This window comes from Kitasatospora sp. NPDC059803 (assembly GCF_042732255.1).
Classification (GTDB): domain Bacteria; phylum Actinomycetota; class Actinomycetes; order Streptomycetales; family Streptomycetaceae; genus Kitasatospora.
Genome location: NZ_JBHWIJ010000160.1, coordinates 1 through 18,651, shown reverse-complemented (window position 1 = coordinate 18,651; position 18,651 = coordinate 1). Strand labels below are relative to the sequence as shown.

General features: G+C 73.5%; 22 protein-coding genes. 9 read left to right on the top strand and 13 right to left on the bottom strand.

Annotated elements, in window-relative coordinates; translation table 11 throughout:
• Window positions 1-152 precede the first annotated feature (152 nt).
• Both fabI and fabG read right to left on the bottom strand, forming a co-directional pair.
• Window positions 153-920: an enoyl-ACP reductase FabI gene (gene fabI / locus ACFV6I_RS23915; protein ID WP_063349628.1), complete on the bottom strand. Its 768-nt coding sequence runs from the start codon at window positions 918-920 to the stop codon at window positions 153-155.
• 2 nt (window positions 921-922) lie between these two features.
• Window positions 923-1,642 carry a 3-oxoacyl-[acyl-carrier-protein] reductase gene (gene fabG, locus ACFV6I_RS23910; RefSeq protein ID WP_063349627.1) on the bottom strand — a complete coding sequence of 240 codons (720 nt, stop codon included), beginning with the start codon at window positions 1,640-1,642 and terminating at the stop codon, window positions 923-925.
• A gap of 315 nt (window positions 1,643-1,957) precedes the next feature.
• On the opposite strand from fabG, the gene ACFV6I_RS23905 reads away from it, so the two are divergent.
• From ACFV6I_RS23905 to ACFV6I_RS23880, 6 genes are all read left to right on the top strand, one after another.
• The gene (locus tag ACFV6I_RS23905; protein WP_063349626.1) at window positions 1,958-3,103 is read left to right on the top strand and encodes an MBL fold metallo-hydrolase; all 1,146 of its coding nucleotides are present in this window, start codon (window positions 1,958-1,960) and stop codon (window positions 3,101-3,103) included.
• A gap of 127 nt (window positions 3,104-3,230) precedes the next feature.
• Entirely contained in the window at window positions 3,231-4,832 is a 1,602-nt protein-coding gene (locus ACFV6I_RS23900; protein ID WP_380427526.1) for a TldD/PmbA family protein, read from the top strand.
• Window positions 4,832-6,229, top strand: coding sequence for a metallopeptidase TldD-related protein (locus ACFV6I_RS23895; RefSeq protein WP_363369106.1), 1,398 nt, complete (start codon window positions 4,832-4,834; stop codon window positions 6,227-6,229). Before ACFV6I_RS23900 ends, ACFV6I_RS23895 begins: the two co-directional genes overlap by 1 nt.
• A gap of 32 nt (window positions 6,230-6,261) precedes the next feature.
• A complete protein-coding gene (locus ACFV6I_RS23890) occupies window positions 6,262-6,810 on the top strand; it encodes an RNA 2'-phosphotransferase (protein WP_063351459.1) in 549 nt (182 codons plus the stop codon).
• 177 nt (window positions 6,811-6,987) lie between these two features.
• On the top strand, window positions 6,988-7,383 hold the full coding sequence (locus ACFV6I_RS23885) for a DUF3099 domain-containing protein (protein ID WP_380427524.1): 396 nt from the start codon (window positions 6,988-6,990) through the stop codon (window positions 7,381-7,383).
• A gap of 277 nt (window positions 7,384-7,660) precedes the next feature.
• The gene (locus tag ACFV6I_RS23880) at window positions 7,661-7,897 is read left to right on the top strand and encodes a hypothetical protein (RefSeq protein WP_380427522.1); all 237 of its coding nucleotides are present in this window, start codon (window positions 7,661-7,663) and stop codon (window positions 7,895-7,897) included.
• A gap of 59 nt (window positions 7,898-7,956) precedes the next feature.
• On the opposite strand, the gene moaA is transcribed toward ACFV6I_RS23880, so the two are convergent.
• The 4 genes from moaA to ACFV6I_RS23860 all read right to left on the bottom strand — a co-directional run bounded on the left by moaA (window position 7,957) and on the right by ACFV6I_RS23860 (window position 12,307).
• Complete coding sequence (gene moaA, locus ACFV6I_RS23875) at window positions 7,957-8,946, bottom strand: GTP 3',8-cyclase MoaA (protein WP_063349622.1); 990 nt, start codon at window positions 8,944-8,946, stop codon at window positions 7,957-7,959.
• Window positions 8,947-9,038: 92 nt separating this feature from the next.
• Window positions 9,039-10,649, bottom strand: a complete 1,611-nt coding sequence (locus tag ACFV6I_RS23870) for a cation acetate symporter (protein ID WP_063349621.1) — start codon at window positions 10,647-10,649, stop codon at window positions 9,039-9,041.
• Complete coding sequence (locus ACFV6I_RS23865) at window positions 10,646-11,002, bottom strand: DUF485 domain-containing protein (protein WP_063349620.1); 357 nt, start codon at window positions 11,000-11,002, stop codon at window positions 10,646-10,648. Before ACFV6I_RS23865 ends, ACFV6I_RS23870 begins: the two co-directional genes overlap by 4 nt.
• Before the next feature lie 261 nt (window positions 11,003-11,263).
• Complete coding sequence (locus ACFV6I_RS23860) at window positions 11,264-12,307, bottom strand: zinc-dependent alcohol dehydrogenase family protein (protein ID WP_063349619.1); 1,044 nt, start codon at window positions 12,305-12,307, stop codon at window positions 11,264-11,266.
• A 158-nt stretch (window positions 12,308-12,465) separates the two neighbouring features.
• Between ACFV6I_RS23860 and ACFV6I_RS23855 the strand changes: the two genes are divergently transcribed.
• Together ACFV6I_RS23855 and ACFV6I_RS23850 are read left to right on the top strand one after the other, a co-directional pair.
• On the top strand, window positions 12,466-13,461 hold the full coding sequence (locus ACFV6I_RS23855) for a DEDDh family exonuclease (RefSeq protein ID WP_079135933.1): 996 nt from the start codon (window positions 12,466-12,468) through the stop codon (window positions 13,459-13,461).
• 31 nt (window positions 13,462-13,492) lie between these two features.
• Window positions 13,493-14,299, top strand: coding sequence for an SURF1 family protein (locus ACFV6I_RS23850; RefSeq protein ID WP_063349618.1), 807 nt, complete (start codon window positions 13,493-13,495; stop codon window positions 14,297-14,299).
• A gap of 47 nt (window positions 14,300-14,346) precedes the next feature.
• On the opposite strand, the gene trxA is transcribed toward ACFV6I_RS23850, so the two are convergent.
• A complete protein-coding gene (gene trxA, locus ACFV6I_RS23845) occupies window positions 14,347-14,679 on the bottom strand; it encodes a thioredoxin (RefSeq protein WP_063349617.1) in 333 nt (110 codons plus the stop codon).
• A 3-nt stretch (window positions 14,680-14,682) separates the two neighbouring features.
• Window positions 14,683-15,108, bottom strand: a complete 426-nt coding sequence (locus ACFV6I_RS23840) for a MerR family transcriptional regulator (RefSeq protein ID WP_063349616.1) — start codon at window positions 15,106-15,108, stop codon at window positions 14,683-14,685.
• Between the two features lie 146 nt (window positions 15,109-15,254).
• Here ACFV6I_RS23840 and ACFV6I_RS23835 point away from each other — a divergent pair, with 146 nt between their 5' ends.
• Entirely contained in the window at window positions 15,255-16,025 is a 771-nt protein-coding gene (locus ACFV6I_RS23835; protein WP_063349615.1) for an SDR family oxidoreductase, read from the top strand.
• Between the two features lie 42 nt (window positions 16,026-16,067).
• Here ACFV6I_RS23835 and ACFV6I_RS23830 read toward each other — a convergent pair whose 3' ends face one another.
• Genes ACFV6I_RS23830 through ACFV6I_RS23810 form a run of 5 tightly spaced genes read right to left on the bottom strand, consistent with a single transcriptional unit; the run spans window position 16,068 to window position 18,426 of the window.
• Window positions 16,068-16,709 (bottom strand): alkaline shock response membrane anchor protein AmaP, encoded by a 642-nt coding sequence (locus ACFV6I_RS23830; RefSeq protein ID WP_363369088.1) that lies wholly within the window; start codon window positions 16,707-16,709, stop codon window positions 16,068-16,070.
• Complete coding sequence (locus ACFV6I_RS23825; RefSeq protein WP_380427519.1) at window positions 16,706-17,314, bottom strand: DUF6286 domain-containing protein; 609 nt, start codon at window positions 17,312-17,314, stop codon at window positions 16,706-16,708. The genes ACFV6I_RS23830 and ACFV6I_RS23825 overlap by 4 nt, the downstream gene beginning before the upstream one ends.
• A complete protein-coding gene (locus ACFV6I_RS23820) occupies window positions 17,311-17,658 on the bottom strand; it encodes an Asp23/Gls24 family envelope stress response protein (protein WP_363369085.1) in 348 nt (115 codons plus the stop codon). The genes ACFV6I_RS23825 and ACFV6I_RS23820 overlap by 4 nt, the downstream gene beginning before the upstream one ends.
• Window positions 17,658-17,849, bottom strand: coding sequence for a hypothetical protein (locus ACFV6I_RS23815; protein WP_063349611.1), 192 nt, complete (start codon window positions 17,847-17,849; stop codon window positions 17,658-17,660). Before ACFV6I_RS23815 ends, ACFV6I_RS23820 begins: the two co-directional genes overlap by 1 nt.
• 52 nt (window positions 17,850-17,901) lie before the next feature.
• On the bottom strand, window positions 17,902-18,426 hold the full coding sequence (locus ACFV6I_RS23810) for an Asp23/Gls24 family envelope stress response protein (RefSeq protein ID WP_380376497.1): 525 nt from the start codon (window positions 18,424-18,426) through the stop codon (window positions 17,902-17,904).
• Between the last annotated feature and the right edge of the window lie 225 nt (window positions 18,427-18,651).

Below are 18,651 nucleotides of genomic sequence, written 5' to 3'. Positions count from 1 at the left end.
CGCGCGGGCGCCCCCCCGCGCGACGCGGACGTGCCGGCCGGCGCAAGGGGCGCGGCCACCCCCGCCGACCCCTGGGGGGCCGGGCCACTTCATGCACCGCCGCTGCCCGGCCCCCCCACGAGGGTGCCGGGCAGCGGTGTGCGGCGAAGCGGTCAGGCGCCGATGGCGTGCAGACCGCCGTCGACGTGGATGATCTCGCCGGTGGTCTTCGGGAACCAGTCCGAGAGCAGCGCGACGATGCCGCGGCCGGCCGGCTCCGGGTCGGTCAGGTCCCACTTCAGCGGGGAGCGGTGGTTCCAGGTGTCCGCGAGGTCGCCGAAGCCCGGGATGGACTTGGCGGCCATCGAGCCGAGCGGGCCGGCCGAGATCAGGTTGCAGCGGATGTCCCGCTCGCCCAGGTAGCGCGCCAGGTAGCGGTTGGTCGACTCCAGGGCGGCCTTGGCCGGGCCCATCCAGTCGTACTGCGGCCAGGCGAACTGCGCGTCGAAGGTGAGGCCGACGACCGAGCCGCCGTCCTGCATCAGCGGCAGCAGCGCCATGGTCAGCGACTTCAGCGAGAAGGCCGAGACGTTCATCGCGGTGGCCACGGACTCCCACGGGGTGTCCAGGAAGTTGCCGCCCAGGGCGTCCTGCGGGGCGAAGCCGATCGAGTGGACGATGCCGTCCAGGGTCGGCAGGTGCTCGCGGACCGTGTCGGCGATGCCCGCCAGCTCCTCCTCGCTGGAGACGTCCAGCGGCAGCACGGTGACCGGCTTCGGCAGCTTCTTGGCGATCCGCTCGGTCAGGCTCGGACGCGGGAACGCGGTGAGGATGATCTCCGCACCCTGCTCCTGGGCGAGCTTGGCGGCGTGGAAGGCGATGGAGGACTCCATCAGCACACCCGTGATCAGGATGCGCTTGCCCTCAAGGATTCCAGTCATGCTCAGTGACCCATGCCCAATCCGCCGTCCACGGGAATGACGGCTCCGGTGATGTACGCGGCCTCGTCCGAACCGAGGAACCGCACGGTGGACGCGACCTCGGCGGGCGACGCGTAGCGGCCCAGCGGCACGCCCGAGACGATGTCCGCGCGGCGCTCGTCGCTGAGCACAGCGGTCATGTCGGTGTCGACGAAGCCGGGGGCGACCACGTTGACGGTGATGTTGCGCGGGCCCAGCTCGCGCGCCAGCGACCGGGCGAAGCCGACCAGGCCCGCCTTGGACGCGGCGTAGTTCGACTGGCCCGGCGAGCCGGACAGGCCCACCACGGACGAGATCAGCACGACGCGGCCCTTGCGGGCGCGCATCATCAGCTTCGAGGCGCGCTTGACCACCCGGAAGGCCCCGGTCAGGTTGGTGTCCAGGACGGAGGTGAAGTCCTCCTCGGACATGCGCAGCAGCAGGGTGTCGTTGGTGATGCCCGCGTTGGCGACCAGCACCTGGACCGCGCCGTGCTTCTCCTCGATCTCGGTGAAGGCGGCGTCGACCTGCGCGGCGTCCGTGATGTCGCAGCGCACCGCGAGGACGTCGTACTTCTGCAGGGCCTCCGGCACCTCGCCCGAGCGGCTGGTGATGGCGACCTTGTCACCCGCCTCGGCGAAGGCCTGGGCGATCGCGAGGCCGATGCCCCGGTTTCCTCCGGTGACGAGAACCGAGCGGCTCAACGATCCACCTCTCTCCGTGTGTGCGGACGTACGTCGGAACGCGTACGCAGTGTGACGCTATCGGGCGGTCGGCGGTGTCGGCGCATCGGGCTCCCACAGCGCCGCACCGGAGGAACTGTCGCAATCCGACAATCCGTACCCGCAGCGCCCCGCACCTGCTCAGCCGCCCTGACCGAACCACGGCCGGAGCCCAGCCGGCGCCGCCGTACGGGAACAACACGGCCCCGCGCACCCGTTGCCCCCGTGGTGTGGGCCGACCCGGGACCGGCCGTACCGATCCCCCGAAGGGTCCCGCGAGGAACGAAGGCAGGGCGCATGACCAAGGCACGGCCCAGGAGCACCCACCGGAACGGACGGCTGCTGGCCCTGACCGCCCTCGCGGCCGGCCTGGGAGCGGCCGCCTGGTCGCTGCGCGACCTGCCGGCGGCGTTCGGCCGGCGGCCGGACGGCGAGCACGAGGAGCGGGTGCGCGACTCGCCGCAGTACCGCGACGGCGTCTTCCACAACGCCCCCTCCACCCTGGCCCGGGCCACCACCGCCCCGGACATCGACCGCGGCACCATCCGCCGGATGCTGTTCGAGCGCGAGGGCCGCGTCCCCGCCCACCCCGTGCCGACCGTCCGCCCCGCCGGCGGCCCCGGCCCGGCAGCCGAGGGCGTGGCGATCACCTGGTACGGGCACGCCTCCGCGCTGGTGGAGATCGAGGGCTCCCGGGTGCTGCTCGACCCGATCTGGAGCGAGCGCTGCTCCCCCGCCGCGCACGTCGGCCCCAAGCGGCTGCACCCCGTGCCGGTGGAACTGGAGGAGCTGCCGCAGGTCGACGCCGTGCTGATCTCGCACGACCACTACGACCACCTGGACATGGCGACGGTCAAGCGCCTGGTGCGCAGCCAGTCCGCGCCGTTCGCGGTGCCGCTGGGCATCGGCGGCCACCTGCGCCGCTGGGGCGTCCCGGAGCACCGCATCATCGAGCTGGACTGGGACGAGACCTGCACCCTCGGCGACCTGGTGCTCACCCTCACGTCGGCGCACCACTTCTCCGGCCGCGGCCTGACCCGCAACACCACCCTGTGGGGCTCCTGGGTGATCGCCGGCCCCGACCGCAAGGTCTTCTACACCGGTGACTCCGGCTACTTCGAGGGCTACGCCCGGATCGGCGACCGGCACGGCCCCTTCGACGCCGCGCTGGTGCAGATCGGCGCCTACGACGCCGCCTGGGCCGACATCCACATGACCCCCGAGGACGCCGTGCGCGCCCACCGCGACCTCCAGGCGGGCCTGCTGGTGCCGGTGCACTGGTGCACCTTCAACCTGGGCCTGCACCCGTGGGCCGAGCCGATCGAGCGGCTGCTGGCCGAGGCCAAGGCGCAGGCCGTCCCGCTGGCCGTGCCACGCCCCGGCGAGCGGGTCGACGTGGACAACCCGCCGGAGCTGGACGGCTGGTGGGAGATCGTCGGCTGACCGACCGGCCACCACGGCGGCGCACCGGCCGAAATGCGCTGGCCGAAACCCCCTGGACCGGCCATGATGCGGTGCGGGCGCCCCTGTGTGGCGCCGCACCGCCACCCTCCGCGACCAGGGAGCACGATTGCCTCCGATCCCTCCGGCCGACAGCGTCGGCGCCCCGCACGGGCGCGCCGTCGACCCGCTGTTCCTCGCCTTCCCGCTGCGCACCCTCGCCGACGCCGCCCTCACCCGGGCCCGCGAACTCGGCGCCGCCCACGCCGACTTCCGCCTGGAGCGGGTCCGCAGCGCCTCCTGGCGACTGCGCGACGCCCGCCCGGCCGGCACCTCCGACAGCGTGCAACTCGGCTTCGCCGTCCGGGTGCTGCTGGACGGCGCCTGGGGCTTCGCCGCCGGGGTGGACCTCACCGCCGACGCGGCGGCGCGGGTCGCCGAGCAGGCCGTCGCGGTGGCCCGCCTGTCCGGCGGGATCAGCCGGGCCGCCGGCTCCGCCGAACGGGTCGAGCTGGCCGACGAGCCGGTGTACCGGGACGCCACCTGGGTCTCCTCCTACGAGGTGAACCCCTTCGAGGTGCCGGACGCGGAGAAGACCACACTGCTCGCCGAGTGGAGTTCGCGGCTGCTGGCCGCCGAGGGCGTCTCGCACGTCCAGGCGAGCCTGCTGACCGTCCAGGAGAACAAGTTCTACGCGGACACCGCGGGCACCGTCACCACCCAGCAGCGGATCCGGCTGCACCCCACGCTGGAGGCCACCTCAGTGGACGAGCGCACCGGGGCCTTCGACTCGATGCGCACGCTGGCCCCGCCGGTCGGGCGCGGCTTCGAGTACCTCACGGGGGTCCGGGGGCCGTCCCCCGACGGCCGGGGCCTGCCCGCGACGGGCTGGGACTGGGACGCCGAACTCGCCGAACTGCCCACCCTGCTCGCCGAGAAGATGAAGGCGCCGAGCGTCCGGGCCGGCCGCTACGACCTGGTCATCGACCCGTCCAACCTCTGGCTGACCATCCACGAGTCGATCGGCCACGCCACCGAGCTGGACCGCGCCCTCGGCTACGAGGCCGCCTACGCCGGCACCTCCTTCGCCACCTTCGACCGGCTCGGCTCGCTCAGGTACGGCTCCGAGCTGATGCACGTCACCGGCGACCGCACCGCCGAGCACGGCCTGTCCACGATCGGCTACGACGACGAGGGCGTCGCCACCCAGTCCTGGGACCTGGTCAAGGACGGCACCCTGGTCGGGTACCAACTCGACCGCGGCATGGCCAAGCTGAAGGGCTTCGAGCGCTCCAACGGCTGCGCCTTCGCGGACTCCCCGGCCCACGTGCCGGTGCAGCGGATGGCCAACGTCTCGCTCCAGCCCGCCGCCGACGGCCCGGACACCGAGGGCCTGTTCGCCGGGGTGGAGAACGGCCTGTACATCGTCGGCGACCGCTCCTGGTCGATCGACATGCAGCGCTACAACTTCCAGTTCACCGGCCAGCGCGCCTACGCCATCAAGAACGGCGAACTCGCCGGCCAGGTCAAGGACTTCGCCTACCAGGCGACCACCACCGACTTCTGGGGCTCGATGACGGCGGTCGGCGGCCCGCAGACCTACGTCCTCGGCGGCGCCTTCAACTGCGGCAAGGCGCAGCCCGGCCAGATCGCGGCGGTCAGCCACGGCTGCCCGTCGGCGCTGTTCCGCAACGTCAACGTGCTCAACACCCAGCAGGAGGCGGGTCACTGATGACCGCGATGCAGCCCCACGAACTGGTCGAGCTGGCACTCGGCCTCGCCCGCGCCGACGGCTGCGTGGTGATCGCCGACGAGGAGTCCACCGCCAACCTGCGCTGGGCCGGCAACTCGCTGACCACCAACGGCGTCACCCGCGGCCGCCGCCTCACCGTGATCGCCACCGTGGCCGGGGCCGAGGGCACCGCCTCCGGCGTGGTCTCCCGCGAGGCCGTCACCCCGGACGAGGTGGAGGGCCTGGTCCGCGCCGCCGAGGAGGCCGCCCGCGCGGCCGGCCCGGCCGAGGACGCCCAGCCGCTCGTGGCCGACCGGCCGTCCTCCCCGGACTTCACCCGGCCGCCCGCCGAGACCTCGATCGCGGTGTTCGACGCCTTCGGCCCGGCCCTCGGCGAGGCCTTCGCCCGGGCCGCCGCACAGGGCGAACTGCTGTACGGCTTCGCCCGGCACGAGGTGGTCAGCAGCTACCTGGGCACCTCCACCGGCCTGCGGCTGCGCCACGACCAGCCGACCGGCATGGTCGAGATCAACGCCAAGACCGCCGACCTGTCCGGCTCCGCGTGGGCCGGCGCCGCCACCCGGGACTTCTCCGACGTGGACGTCACCGCCCTGCACACCGAGCTGACCAAGCGCCTCGGCTGGGGCGCCCGCAAGGTGGACCTGCCGGCCGGCCGGTACGAGACGCTGCTGCCGCCCTCGGCCGTCGCCGACCTGATGCTCTGCCTCGCCTGGTCCGCCGTCGGCCGCGACGCCCACGAGGGCCGCACCGTCTTCTCCAAGCCCGGCGGCGGCACCCGGATCGGCGACAAGCTCGCCGGGCTGCCGCTCACGCTGCGCACGGACCCGGCCGAACCCGGCCTGGAGTCGGAGCCGTTCGTCCTCGCGCACTCGACCGGCGGGGACATCTCGGTCTTCGACAACGGCCTGCCGATCGACGCCACCGAGTGGATCCGCGAGGGCGTGCTGACCGACCTGGTCACCAGCCGCCACTCCGCCGGCCTCACCGGCCTGCCGCTGCGCCCGTTCGGCGACAACCTGGTGCTGGAGACGGCCGACCAGGACAGCGCGCCGACCCTGGACGAGATGATCGCCCGCACCGAGCGCGGCCTGCTGCTCACCTGCCTCTGGTACATCCGCGAGGTGGACCCGGCGACGCTGCTGCTCACCGGTCTGACCAGGGACGGCGTCTACCTGGTCGAGAACGGCGAAGTCGTCGGCGCGGTCAACAACTTCCGGTTCAACGAGTCCCCGGTGGACCTGCTGGACCGGATCACCGAGGCGGGCCGCACCGAGCGCTGCCTGCCCCGCGAGTGGAGCGACTACTTCACCCGCACCGCGATGCCACCCGTGCGTGTCGCGGACTTCAACATGAGTTCGGTCAGCCAGGCCTCATAGCCACTGACCAACGGGGGGATACGAGAGACATGATGGACGAGAAGCGGCTGGTCAAGACGAGCAAGATGCTGTCGCGCATCCTGCGGCACGAACCGGAGCGGGTGGGCGTCACGCTGGACGAGTCCGGCTGGATCCGGATCGACGTGCTCCTCACCGCCCTCGCGGCGAAGGGCAACCGGCTGACCAGGGCCGATCTGGACCACGTGGTGGCGACCAACAACAAGCGCCGCTTCGGCTACTCCGCGGACGGTCTCTCGATCCGCGCCAACCAGGGCCACACGGTGGCGGTCGACCTCGGCCTGGCCGCCACCGTGCCGCCCCCGGTGCTCTACCACGGCACCGCCGACCGCCATCTGGCGTCGATCTTCCGGGAGGGCCTGCGCCCGATGGCCCGGCAGGACGTCCACCTGTCCGCGGACACCGAGACCGCGGTCCGGGTCGGCGCCCGGCACGGCCGCCCGGTGGTGCTCACCGTGAACGCGGCCGCGATGGCGGCGGCCGGCCACGAGTTCCGGATCAGCGACAACGGCGTCTGGCTCACCGACGCCGTCCCGCCGCAGTTCCTCTCCCGGCGGTCGTGAGGCCCCTCACTATCCCTGTTGCCGTCCCGATCGGCCGTCCCGATCGGCCGGACAGTCCCTTCGCACACCCGACCGGGTGGGTCCGCCCCACCCGGTCTCGTCGTCCCCGCTGCCCAGGCGTACCGTGAGGAGGCCGCGCGGCGAGTCGCGCGGGAGCGTGGACGAGGGCGGTAGGACATGGGCAAGAGCGCCGACGGTGGACAGCAGGTCCACCGGATCACGGGAGCGCGGAGCAGCCTCACCGAGGACGTCCGCGGGCGGCAGCGCCGCTACGTGGTCTCGATGCTGCTCCGGACGGTCTGCGTGCTGCTCGCCGTGGTGCTGTGGGACGTCCAGCGGTGGCTGGCGTTCGCGGCGCTGGCCGGCGCCGTGCTGCTGCCGTACTTCGCCGTCCTGATCGCCAACGCGGGCCGGGAGCGGGCGCCGGGGCTGCCGAGCACCTTCGACATCCCGCTGGACACCCCGTTGATGCTCGGCCCCGGTGGGACGGGTGGGAGGGGTGGGGCAGCTGGGGCCCCCGGTACAGATGGGGCAAAGTCCGCTGCCACCGATCCTTCACAGGGCTCGAACTGACCGTCCGTTTCGCGACGTTTCGAGAGAATCAGGCTCGAAGAAAGCTCAGAAGAAGCTCAGATTAATCATGCAAGACCTCCCCATCCGAGGCCCCTGGCGTGACATACTGCGTACGCGCTCCGCATCCCCCGTCGGAGCGACGGACCGACGCCGGGCGGCTCCCCCCGTGGCTGCCCGGCGTCGCCATGCCCGGATCCGGGCGGGCTCCCTCCGGGCCGCGCGGAGCGCGTGAAACACTGGCGGTGCAGACCACCCGCCTAGCGCTGAGGACGACCCGATGGACACCTCGCAGACGCCGATCTGCTCCGCCAAGGGCTGCCGGGCGGACGCCCGTTGGGTGCTGGTGTGGAACAACCCCAAGCTGCACACCCCGGACCGCCGCAAGACCTGGCTCGCCTGCGACGAGCACCGTGAGCACCTGTCCCAGTTCCTCGGCGTGCGCGGCTTCCTCAAGGAGGTCGTCGCCTTCGCCGACTGGACCCCGGACCCGTCCGAGTCGTCCGAGACGCCCTGACCGCCCGAGACACCCTGACCGCCCGGGGCGCTCCGACCTCCCACGCCGTCCGAGGCCCGCTAGCCGCCGATCGCCGACATCGGTCGCTCGGGCTGGTGGAACTCCGGGTCGTCGATCCCGGCCCCGGCCTTCTTGCCCCACATCGCCGCCCGCCACAGCGCGCCCAGCTCGGCGTCGTCCGCGCCCGAGCGCAGGGCGGTGCGCAGGTCCGTCTCCCCGGTCGCGAACAGGCAGTTGCGCACCTGCCCGTCGGCGGTCAGCCTGGTCCGGTCGCAGGCCCGGCAGAACGGGCGGGTGACGGAGGCGATCACGCCCACCTGGGCCGGGCCGCCGTCCACCAGCCAGCGTTCGGCGGGCGCAGCGCCCCGGCGGGCGGACGGCTCCGGGGTGAGCGTGAACCGCGCACCGAGCAGGTCGAGGATCTCCTCGGCGGTGACCATCGCGGAGCGGTCCCAGCCGTGCTGGGCGTCCAGCGGCATCTGCTCGATGAAGCGCAGCTCGTAGCCGTGCTCCAGGCACCAGGCCAGCAGGTCGGGCGCCTCGTGGTCGTTGACCCCGCGCATCAGCACCGCGTTCAGCTTGACCGGCGTCAGCCCGGCGGCCTCGGCGGCGGCCAGCCCGGCCAGCACGTCCTGGTGGCGGTGGCGGCGGGTGAGGGTGTGGAACACCTCGGGGTCGAGGGTGTCCAGCGAGACGTTGACCCGGTCGAGCCCGGCCTCGCGCAGCGCCGTCGCGGTACGGGCCAGCCCGATGCCGTTGGTGGTGAGGGACAGCTCGGGGCGCGGCTCCAGCTCCGAGCAGGCGGCGACGATGGCGACCAGGCCGGGGCGCAGCAGCGGCTCGCCGCCGGTGAAGCGGACCTCCCGGACGCCCAGGTCGCGCACCGCGAGGGTGACCAGCCGGACGATCTCCTCGTCGGTCAGCAGCTCGGGCTTGGCCAGCCAGCGCAGGCCCTCTTCCGGCATGCAGTAGGTGCAGCGGAGGTTGCACCGGTCGGTGAGGGATACCCGCAGGTCGACGGCCTGGCGTCCGAAGGTGTCGAGCAGCACGTGCGTCCCTTCCCGAGAATGCGGCCGGCCCGGCCACCGTCACGGCGGGCCGGGCCAGCATAGTCATCGCCGGTCGGTCGGTGGGCGCCCGGTCAGTGGGCGCCCAGCCCGGTCAGCGCCCGAACCTCCAGTTCAGCGTACTTCGCCGGGTCGGGTCGGTCCTTGGACAGCAGGGTGGCGATCCACCCGGCCAGGAAGCCGATCGGGATGGAGACCAGACCCGGGTTCTCCAGCGGGAACCAGTGGAAGTCGGTGTCCGGGAACAGCGAGGTCTTCGCGCCGGAGACCACCGGGGAGAAGACCACCAGCACCACCGAGCTGATCAGGCCGGCGTAGACCGAGCTGACCGCGCCGGAGGTGGTGAAGCGCTTCCAGAACAGCGAGTAGAGCAGGGTGGGCAGGTTCGCCGAGGCGGCCACCGCGAAGGCCAGGGCGACCAGGGCGGCGGTGTTGAGCTTGCCCGCGAAGAGGCTGAGCACGATGGCCACCGCGCCGATCGCGACGGCGGCCCACTTCGCCGAGAGCACCTCCTGCTTCTCGGTGGCCTTGCCGCGCCGGATCACGTTGGCGTACAGGTCGTGCGCGAAGGAGGCGGAGGACGCCAGGGTGAGTCCGGCGACCACGGCCAGGATGGTGGCGAAGGCGACGGCGGAGATCACCGCGAGCAGGATCGCGCCGCCGGTGGTGCCGGAGCCTCCGCCGAGCACCTCGGCCAGCTGCGGGGCCGCCGTGTTGCCCGAGGCGTTGGCCGCCTTGATCGCCTTGGGGCCGACCAGCGCCGCCGCACCGAAGCCGAGCGCCAGGGTCATCAGGTAGAAGACGCCGATGATGCCGATCGCCCAGAGCACCGACTTCCGGGCCGCCTTGGCGGTGGGCACGGTGTAGAAGCGGACCAGGATGTGCGGCAGGCCGGCGGTGCCGAGCACCAGCGCGATCCCGAGGCTGATGAAGTCGAGTTTGCTGGTGTCGCTGGCCCCGTACTTCAGCCCCGGTTCGAGGAAGGCCGCGCCCTTGCCGCTCGCGCTGGCGGCGGCGCCGAGCAGTTCCGAGGGGTTGAAGTGGTACTTGGCGAGCACCAGGACGGTCATCAGCGCGGTGCCGGCGATCAGCAGCACGGCCTTGACGATCTGCACCCAGGTGGTGCCCTTCATGCCCCCTATCACCACGTAGACGACCATCAGCGCGCCGACCGCGACGATGGTCCAGCGCTTGGCGGCGTCCCCGTTGACCCCGAGCAGCAGGGCGACCAGCGTCCCGGCACCGACCATCTGGGCGAGCAGGTAGAAGATCGACACCACGATGGTGGAGACGCCCGCCGCGGTGCGCACCGGGCGCTGGCGCATCCGGAACGCGAGGACGTCCGCCATGGTGAAGCGGCCGGAGTTGCGCAGCGGTTCGGCGATCAGCAGCAGCGCGACCAGCCAGGCGACCAGGAAGCCGATCGAGTAGAGGAAGCCGTCGTAGCCGGAGAGCGCGATGGCGCCGGCGATGCCGAGGAAGGACGCGGCGGACATGTAGTCGCCGGAGATGGCCAGGCCGTTCTGGAATCCGGTGAAGCCGCGGCCGCCGGCGTAGAAGTCGGCCGCGTCCTTGGTCTGCCGCCCGGCCCAGACGGTGATCGCGAGGGTGGCCAGCACGAACAACCCGAAGAGGGTCATCGTGATGCCGCGGTGCTCCGTGGCGGAGCTGGCGAGCAGGGTCATTCGGCGGACTCCCGGGGAGCGTGGACGACGGCGCCGTGGGCCTCGCGGATCGCGGCGGCGGTCGGGTCGATCCGCCGGTCGGCGTAGCGGGCGTACCAGGCGGCGATGGCGAAGGTGGTGACGAACTGCAGCAGCCCCAGCACCAGGGCCACGTTGATGTGCCCGACGACCTTGGCGCCCATCAGGCCGGGCGCGTAGCAGGAGAGCAGCACGTAGAGCAGGTACCAGAGCACGAAGCCGATGGTGACCGGGAAGGCGAAGCTCCGGAACGAGCGCCTCAGGGTACGGAACTCCTCGCTCTCATCGATGAGTTGGACTTCCGTAGGGGTAGTGGTGATCGGCGGCGAATCCACTCTGTCTCTCCTCGCTCCTTCGGCGTAGCGGTCGCACACGGGGAACGATCGGACGTGAGGGGCGTCACAATCCGTGTGCGCGCCGCGCAATGCTAGGAGCGTCGCGCCCGCCCCGAAAGGGGTTGACCGCGATCAGCCAGTCGTTCACCCTCTCGCACTATCCAATTGGCCGAAAACCACCACTCGCGCCACTTCACAACACCGCCGCCACATGCCGAAGGGGCGGCACCGTCCAGCAGTGCCGCCCCTTCTGACGCATCGTCAGAAAGTGATCCGGACCTTCAGCGCCGAGCGGTCGTCCATCGCCCGGTACCCGTCCGGGACACCGTCCAGGCCCACCGTGCGGTCGAACACCAGACCCGGCTCGATGGCCCCGGAGAGGACGTCCGGCAGCAGGTCGGGGATGTAGGCGCGGGCCGGGGCGACGCCGCCGTTGAGCGAAACGTTTCGGCCGAACATCTGACCGATGTCGACGCCCGCACTGCCGCCGTGCGGAACGCCGACGTAGCCCACCGCGCCGCCGTCCCGGGCGATCGAGACGGCCGTACGCATCGACTCCTCGGTCCCGACCGCCTCCAGGACCGCGTGCGCACCCTGGCCGCCGGTCAGCTCCTTCACCGCCTCGATCGCGGCCTCGCCGCGCTCGGCCACCACGTCGGTCGCGCCGAAGCGCCGGGCCAGGTCGGTGCGGGCGGTGTGCCGGCCCAGCGCGATGATGCGGTCCGCGCCCAGCCGGTGCGCCGCCAGCACGCCGCACAGGCCCACCGCGCCGTCGCCGACCACGGCGACCGTCACGCCCGGGCGCACCCGCGCCGACACGGCGGCGTGGTGCCCGGTGGCCATCACGTCGGACAGCGCCAGCAGCCCCGGCAGCAGCTTCTCGTCGCCCGCGGCCTCCTTCGGCAGCTTCACCAGCGTGCCGTCCGCGAACGGCACCCGCACCGCCTCGCCCTGGCCGCCGTCGGAGCCGACCTCGCCCCAGAACCCGCCGTGCGGGCAGGAGGTCTGCAGGCCCTCCCGGCAGAAGTCGCAGCTGCCGTCCGACCAGACGAACGGCGCCACCACCAGGTCGCCCGGCGCGAAGCCGCGCACCTCGGCGCCCGCCTCCTCGACCACGCCCAGGAACTCGTGCCCGATCCGCTGCCCGGCCACCCGCTGGGCCACCCCGCGGTACGCCCACAGGTCGCTGCCGCAGATGCAGGCGTTCACCACCCGCACCACGACGTCCGTCGGGTGCTGGATCACCGGGTCCGGGACCTCTTCGATCCGGATGTCATTGGGGCCGTGGATCACGGTGGCGCGCATGGGAGTTCGTCCTTACGGAGTCGGCCGTCGGGGGGTGTCGGCGGCCGGTTGACGGCGTCGACCGGATAGGCGACGCCCATACGGAATACTCTATTCCGGTCGCTCGGCCGGAACATTTCGACCGGACGCGGGCCCGACGGCGCTTATCCTGTTGGACCATGCACCCGATCCAGCCCGAGACGTACGGCGCGCCGCGGACCGTCCAGGTCCCCGCCCAGCGCACCGCCGCCCCCGCCGAGGGCTTCGCGGTGGTCGACGTCGAGACCACCGGCCTCGGCCGCTCGGACCGCGTCATCTCGGCGGGCGTCTACCAGCTGGACCCGGACGGCGAGGTCACCGACCACTGGTACACCCTGGTCAACCCCCAGCGGGACCCGGGCCCGGTCTGGATCCACGGCCTCACGTCGGAGCTGCTCTCCGGCGCCCCGACCTTCCCGCAGATCGCCGACGAATTCGCCGACCGGCTGAACGGCCGGGTCCTGGTCGCCCACAACGCGCTCTTCGACTGGAACATGATCTCGCGCGAGTTCTCCCGGGCCGGCCTGCGCGCCCCGGTCGAACAGCGGATCTGCACCATGGTGCTCTCCCGCGACCTGCGGCTGCCGCTGCCCAACGGCAAGCTGTCCTCGCTCGCCGCCCACTTCGGCGTCCGCCAGCAGCACGCCCACAACGCCCTGGACGACGCCCGGGTGCTCGCCGAGGCGTTCCGCCCCAGCCTGCACCTGGCCCGCCAGGGCGGCGTCCCGCTGCCGGTGCAGGCCTGCGTGGCCGTCACCGACCTCGGCGAGGACGAGCCCGCCACCCTCGGCCGCGCCTCCTGGACCGGCGCCGCCTACCGCCAGGCCAAGAAGCGCCCGCCCTGCCCGTACCCCAACCCGGGACGCTGGGAGGACGGCAAGCCGCTGGTGCAGGGCATGCGGGTGGCCTTCACCGGCGACACCGCCACCGACCGGGAGCTGCTGGAGGACCGCGCCGCCGAGGCCGGCCTGCACATCGCCACCTCGGTGAGCCGGCTCACCAGCCTGCTGGTCACCAACGAGCCGGGCAGCTGGAGCGGCAAGGCCCGCCGGGCCCGCGAGGTCGGCACGCCGGTGGTCGGCGAGGACGCCTTCCTCCAACTGCTCCGCGAGGTCGCCCCGCACCCCGGTGCGTGAGCCGGATGTGAAGTCGGCGTACCGTGCCCATGTGTACCGTTTTCTGCTGACCCGCCAGTGGCTGATCACCATGCTGATCGCGCTGCTGCTGATCCCCGCGACGATCGAGCTGGGCTTCTGGCAGCTGCACCGCCACGAGTCGCGGGTGGCCCGGAACGACCTGATCGGCAAGGCCCTCACCGTCGCCCCCGTGCCGTTCGACACGGTGTCGTCGGCCCCCGGCTTCGCGGTGCCCAAGGACCTCATCTGGCACCCGGTGACGGCCACCGGGCAGTACGACACGGCGCACGAGTTCGTCGTCCGCAAGCGGACCGACTCCAGCGGGGACACGATCGGCTACTTCGTCATCACCCCGCTCAAGCTCTCCGACGGCAGGGGCAGCATCCTGGTCAACCGCGGCTGGGTGGCCGGCGACGGCGGCGCCACCGCCTACCCGACCGTCCCGGCCGCCCCGACCGGCGAGGTCTCCCTCACCGGTCGGATGCGCGCCGACGAGACCACGGGCAGCAGCGGCATCAAGGACCGCGCCGGCCTGCCCGACCGGCAGTTCAACCTGATCAACACCGAGCAGCAGGCCAAGGAGACCGGCGTCACCACCGTGCTCGGCGGCTACCTGGAGCTCACCGCCACCACCCCGGCCCCCGCCGACCAGCCCGAGCTGATCCCCGAGCCCAACCACTCCGACATCGGCCCGCACATGGCGTACGCGATCCAGTGGTGGCTGTTCACCGCGATGATCCCGGTCGGGGTCGGGGTGCTGGCCCGCCGCGAGGCCAAGGACCGGGCCAAGCAGGCCGCCGAGGCCGAGGTGCCGGTCGAGGCCGTACCGGCGGCCTGAGGCCCCGGCCCGAGGCCCCTACCCGGGGGAACGCCCCGGAGAACCGCCTACAGCACGTCCTCCAGCTCGCGCAGCAGCCGCGCCTTGGCCCGGGCGCCGACCACCGAACGCACCGGCTCGCCGCCGCGGAACACCATCAGCGTCGGCATCGACAGCACCCCGTACGCCGCCTGGGTGCGCGGATTGCGGTCCACGTCCACGCTGACCACCCGCAGCCGGTGCGCCTCCTCACGGGCGACGTCCGCCAGCACCGGCGCCATCATCCGGCACGGCGGGCACCAGTCCGCCGTGAAGTCCACCAGCACCGGCCCTTCGGCCGCCAGCACCTCCGCGGCGAACGTGTCGTCCGTCACCGCGGGCACCCCTGGGATCTGCACCATCGTCTACTCCTTCGCCCATTCGTTCGCCAGTTCACAGCGCGGCGGCTGTCCGGAGGGCTCGGCCGCCAGCCCGTCCCGGGCCCGTACCGCCCGGTCGAACTGCCCGGCCACCTGGGCCCGGACGTCCTGCAGCCGGGCGATGCACTCGTCCAGTTCGGCGAGCTTGCGCCGGTACACCTCCAGCGAGGCCGGGCAGGAGTCGCCCTCGGGGTGGCCCGCCTGGAGGCACTCCACGAACGGGCGGGTCTCCTCCAGGCCGAACCCGAAGTCCTGCAGCGTCCGGATCTGCCGCAGCAGCCGCAGGTCCTCCTCGTCGTACGCCCGGTAGCCGTTGCCCGCCCGGCGGGCCGGCAGCAGGCCGAGCTGCTCGTAGTACCGCAGCGCTCGGGTGGTCGTCCCCGCCCGCTCCGCCAGCTCCCCGATCCGCATCCCCGCACCCGCTCTCCCGGCCCGCCTCCGCACGCCGCCGGGACCGACGGTAGACCTTGACCCGGACGTCAACGCCAGCCCGGCTCCGACCGCCCCCCAGCCCCCGGCCCTCCCCCTCGCGCCCGCCACCCGGCAGGATGGGCCCCATGGATCTTGGACTGAAGGACAAGGTGTACGTGGCCACCGGCGCCACCCGGGGCCTCGGCTTCGCCGCCGCCCGGGAGCTGGCCGCCGACGGAGCACGGGTGCTGGTCAGCGGACGCGGCAAGGAGTCCGTGGCCGCCGCCGTCGCCGAGCTGGACGCCATCGGCGGCGCCGGGACGGCCCACGGCCTGGCCGCCGACAACGCCGACCCGGCGACCGCCGAACGGCTGATCGCCGAGGCGACCGGGCACTTCGGCCGGCTCGACGGCGTGCTGATCAGCGTCGGCGGCCCCCAGGCCGGCCCGGTGGCCACCGCCCCCGAGGAGGCCTGGCGCGACGCGTTCGAGTCGGTCTTCCTCGGCGCGCTGCGGCTCGCCCGCGCCGCCGCCGCAGCCCTCGGCGAGGGCGGCGTGATCGGCTTCGTGCTCTCCGGCTCGGTGCGCCAGCCGATCCCCGGCCTGGGCATCTCCAACGGCCTGCGCCCGGGGCTGGCGATGGCCGCCAAGTCCCTCGCCGACGAGCTCGGCCCGCGCGGCATCCGGGTGGTGGGGCTGCTCCCGGCCCGGATCGACACCGACCGGGTGCGCGAGCTGGACTCCCTGGGCGGCGACCCGGACGCCGCCCGCGCCCAGGCCGCCGCGACCATCCCGCTCGGCCGCTACGGCACCCCGGAGGAGTTCGGCAAGGTCGCGGCCTTCCTGCTCTCCCCCGCCGCCTCCTACCTGACCGGTGTGATGATCCCCGTCGACGGCGGCGCCCTGCGCCCGCTCTAGGACGCACACAGGGGCGGGCGCCCGGCTCCGCCCGCCCCTGGTTCACTCCACCCGCGGGGGTCTGCGCCGCCCGCGGCGCCGTCGCGACTCGGGCCGGGCGGCCTGGAGGATCCGGATCCGCAGGTCGGCGGGGAGTTCCGGGAGACCCAGGCTGGTCCGGGCGTCGGTTCGCGGGCCGGTGTCGAAGTGCTCCACCAGGGCCGCCGGATCGCCGCCGGGGGTGAGCCGGACGGCGCCCCGCAGCCGCGGGTGCCCGGGTGCGCGCACCAGGCGTACGCCCGCGCGCTCGACTTCGGGGAGCGTGGCCGTCCCGGTCTCCAGCGCCTCTTCCAGCGCCCGGGTGCGGACCCGCAGCCGGAGTCCGGTGGCACCGGGCGTCGGCACGACGAGGCCGGCCGGGCCGCTGCGCCGCAGCTGCGCCACCAGCCACCAGGCGGTGCCCGCGACCACCACGGCCAGCCCGCCGATGACGGTGGGCCACCACCAGGCCGAATCCGCCCAGCGGGTGCGCGAGCGGGCACTGAGCACCGGCTGGTCCGGGGAGGTGAGCGGCCACCAGCCCGGCGGGTCGGCGCCGAGGCGCCGGTACAGGTCGAGCCCGCCGGCCAGCACCAGCACGCCGGCGGCCAGCAGCACCGCCCCGACCACCCCCAGCAGCACCCGGTTGACGGCCGTCCGCCTCATCCCGCCGCCCCCACCCCGGGCCCCGCCCCGGGCGCCGCCCGCACGTCCAGGCGCAGCGGCCGGGCCAGCGTCACCCGTGCCAGCTCATCGCGCAGTTGGCGCTGGACCGACACCGGGTCCGCCGCCCCGATGAGGGTGACCCGGACGCGCCGGCGGCTGATCCGGATCCGCAGCTGGTCGATGCCCTGGAGTCCGGCGGCGCGGTCGGCGAGCAGGTGCCCGATGCCGGCCCGGTCGATGACGGCGCCGGTGTCGCCGTGCCGGCGCAGCGGGAGCCAGCGGCCGAGACCGGGGGCGAGGGCCAGCCAGAGCAGCACCGCGCCGAGGAGGACGGCGGCGCCGGCACCCACCAGCGCCCACAGGTAGTCGAGGTGACGGGTGGCCAGTTCGTCGGCGATCCGGGCGCGCCACCGGCGGGTCGGGTACCCGGCGCGGACGGCGATCACGTCGTACAGCAGCGCGCCCGCGAGCACCATCAGCACGGTGGCGACGAGCGCCGCGACGACGGCCCGCGGCGCCCGCGGCCGCCGCACCTTCTCCGGCGGGGGCCCGTCCCCGGCCGCCGTCGCCTCCTCGCCGGGCACCGGTTCGCCCCCCGCACTCATGACACTCCCCCGGTCACCAGCCGCTCCACGACGACGACCACCTCGGACACCCTGGTCCCGGTGAACCCGGCGACCTGCGCGGCGACGCGTTCGCGGACGGCCCGGGCGAGCGCCGCGAGGTCGGCGGGGAAGGGCAGTGCGACGGCGACCCGGACGGTCACGGTGCTGCCGGGCGTGGCCACCGAGACGGCGGGCGGTGCGCCCTTCGCGGTGCGGCCGGTCCAGGCGTCGGCGAGGGCCTCGCGGGCGGCCCGGGCCGCGATGCGGGCGTAGACGCGGTCGGCGATCCGGAGTCGGCCCCGGGCGGCGGGTTCGCGGCGGGCACTGGTGGTGGGAGCCGCCATCAACGGCGCCGGTCGCGGCCGCGGAGCAGGTCGCCGAGGTCGCCCAGCTCGATGTCGCCCTCCAGCAGGCGGCCGGCCACGAAGCCGACCAGCCCGAGCGCGGCGACCAGCAGGAACGCCGCGAAGCCGCCGAAGTACCCGGCGAAGCCGAGGGCCATGCCCACCACCAGGCCGACGATGGCCAGGTTCATCCGCTACTCCTCGTCCTCGCTGCCGCCCGCCGCCGGGCGCTTCGTGGGCTCGCTACTTGAGCTTGGGCCGCTGCCCCGCGACGACCGTCTCCTCTTCCTCCTCCTCGACGTCGGGCTCGTCGGGGAGGTGGACGTCGTTGACCGCGATGTTGACCTCGACGACTTCCAGGCCGGTCATCCGCTCGACCGCGTCGATGATGTTCTCCCGTACCTGGCGGGCGAGTTCGGGGATGACCACGCCGTACTCGACGACCAAGGCGATGTCGATGGCGGTCTGCTTCTCGCCGACCTCGGCCTTGATGCCGCGCCCGACGCCAGACTTGCCGCCCGGCACCCGGTCGCGCATCGCGCCGAAGGTGCGGGCGAGGCCGGAGCCGAGGGCGTGGATGCCGTTGACCTCGCGGGCGGCCATCCCGGCGATCTTCTCGACCACGCCGACGGCCAGCGCCGTGCGGCCGCGCTCGCCGGTCGGCTTGCCGGCGTCGGTCGCGGCGGAGGCGGCGGACGCAGAGGACGGCGAGGACGGCGCGTGGACGGCGGAGCCGGCGGCCGCGACGTGGCCGGGGTTCTTGTGCATGGTGGCGGGGGTCGGAGTGTCAGGCATGGGGGCGCATCTCCCGTCGTACGGCTCCAGCTATATCGCAAATCCCCATAACTCTGGCATTTCGCCACGTTCCGCGCCCGCCGGGGAGGGCCGCCGGGACGCCACCGGGACGCTTCCGGGAACGTCGAGGGGGGGGGGGGGGGCGGCGCGCGCCCCCCCCGCCCCCCCGCGCCCCCCCCACCCCCCCCGCCCCCTCGC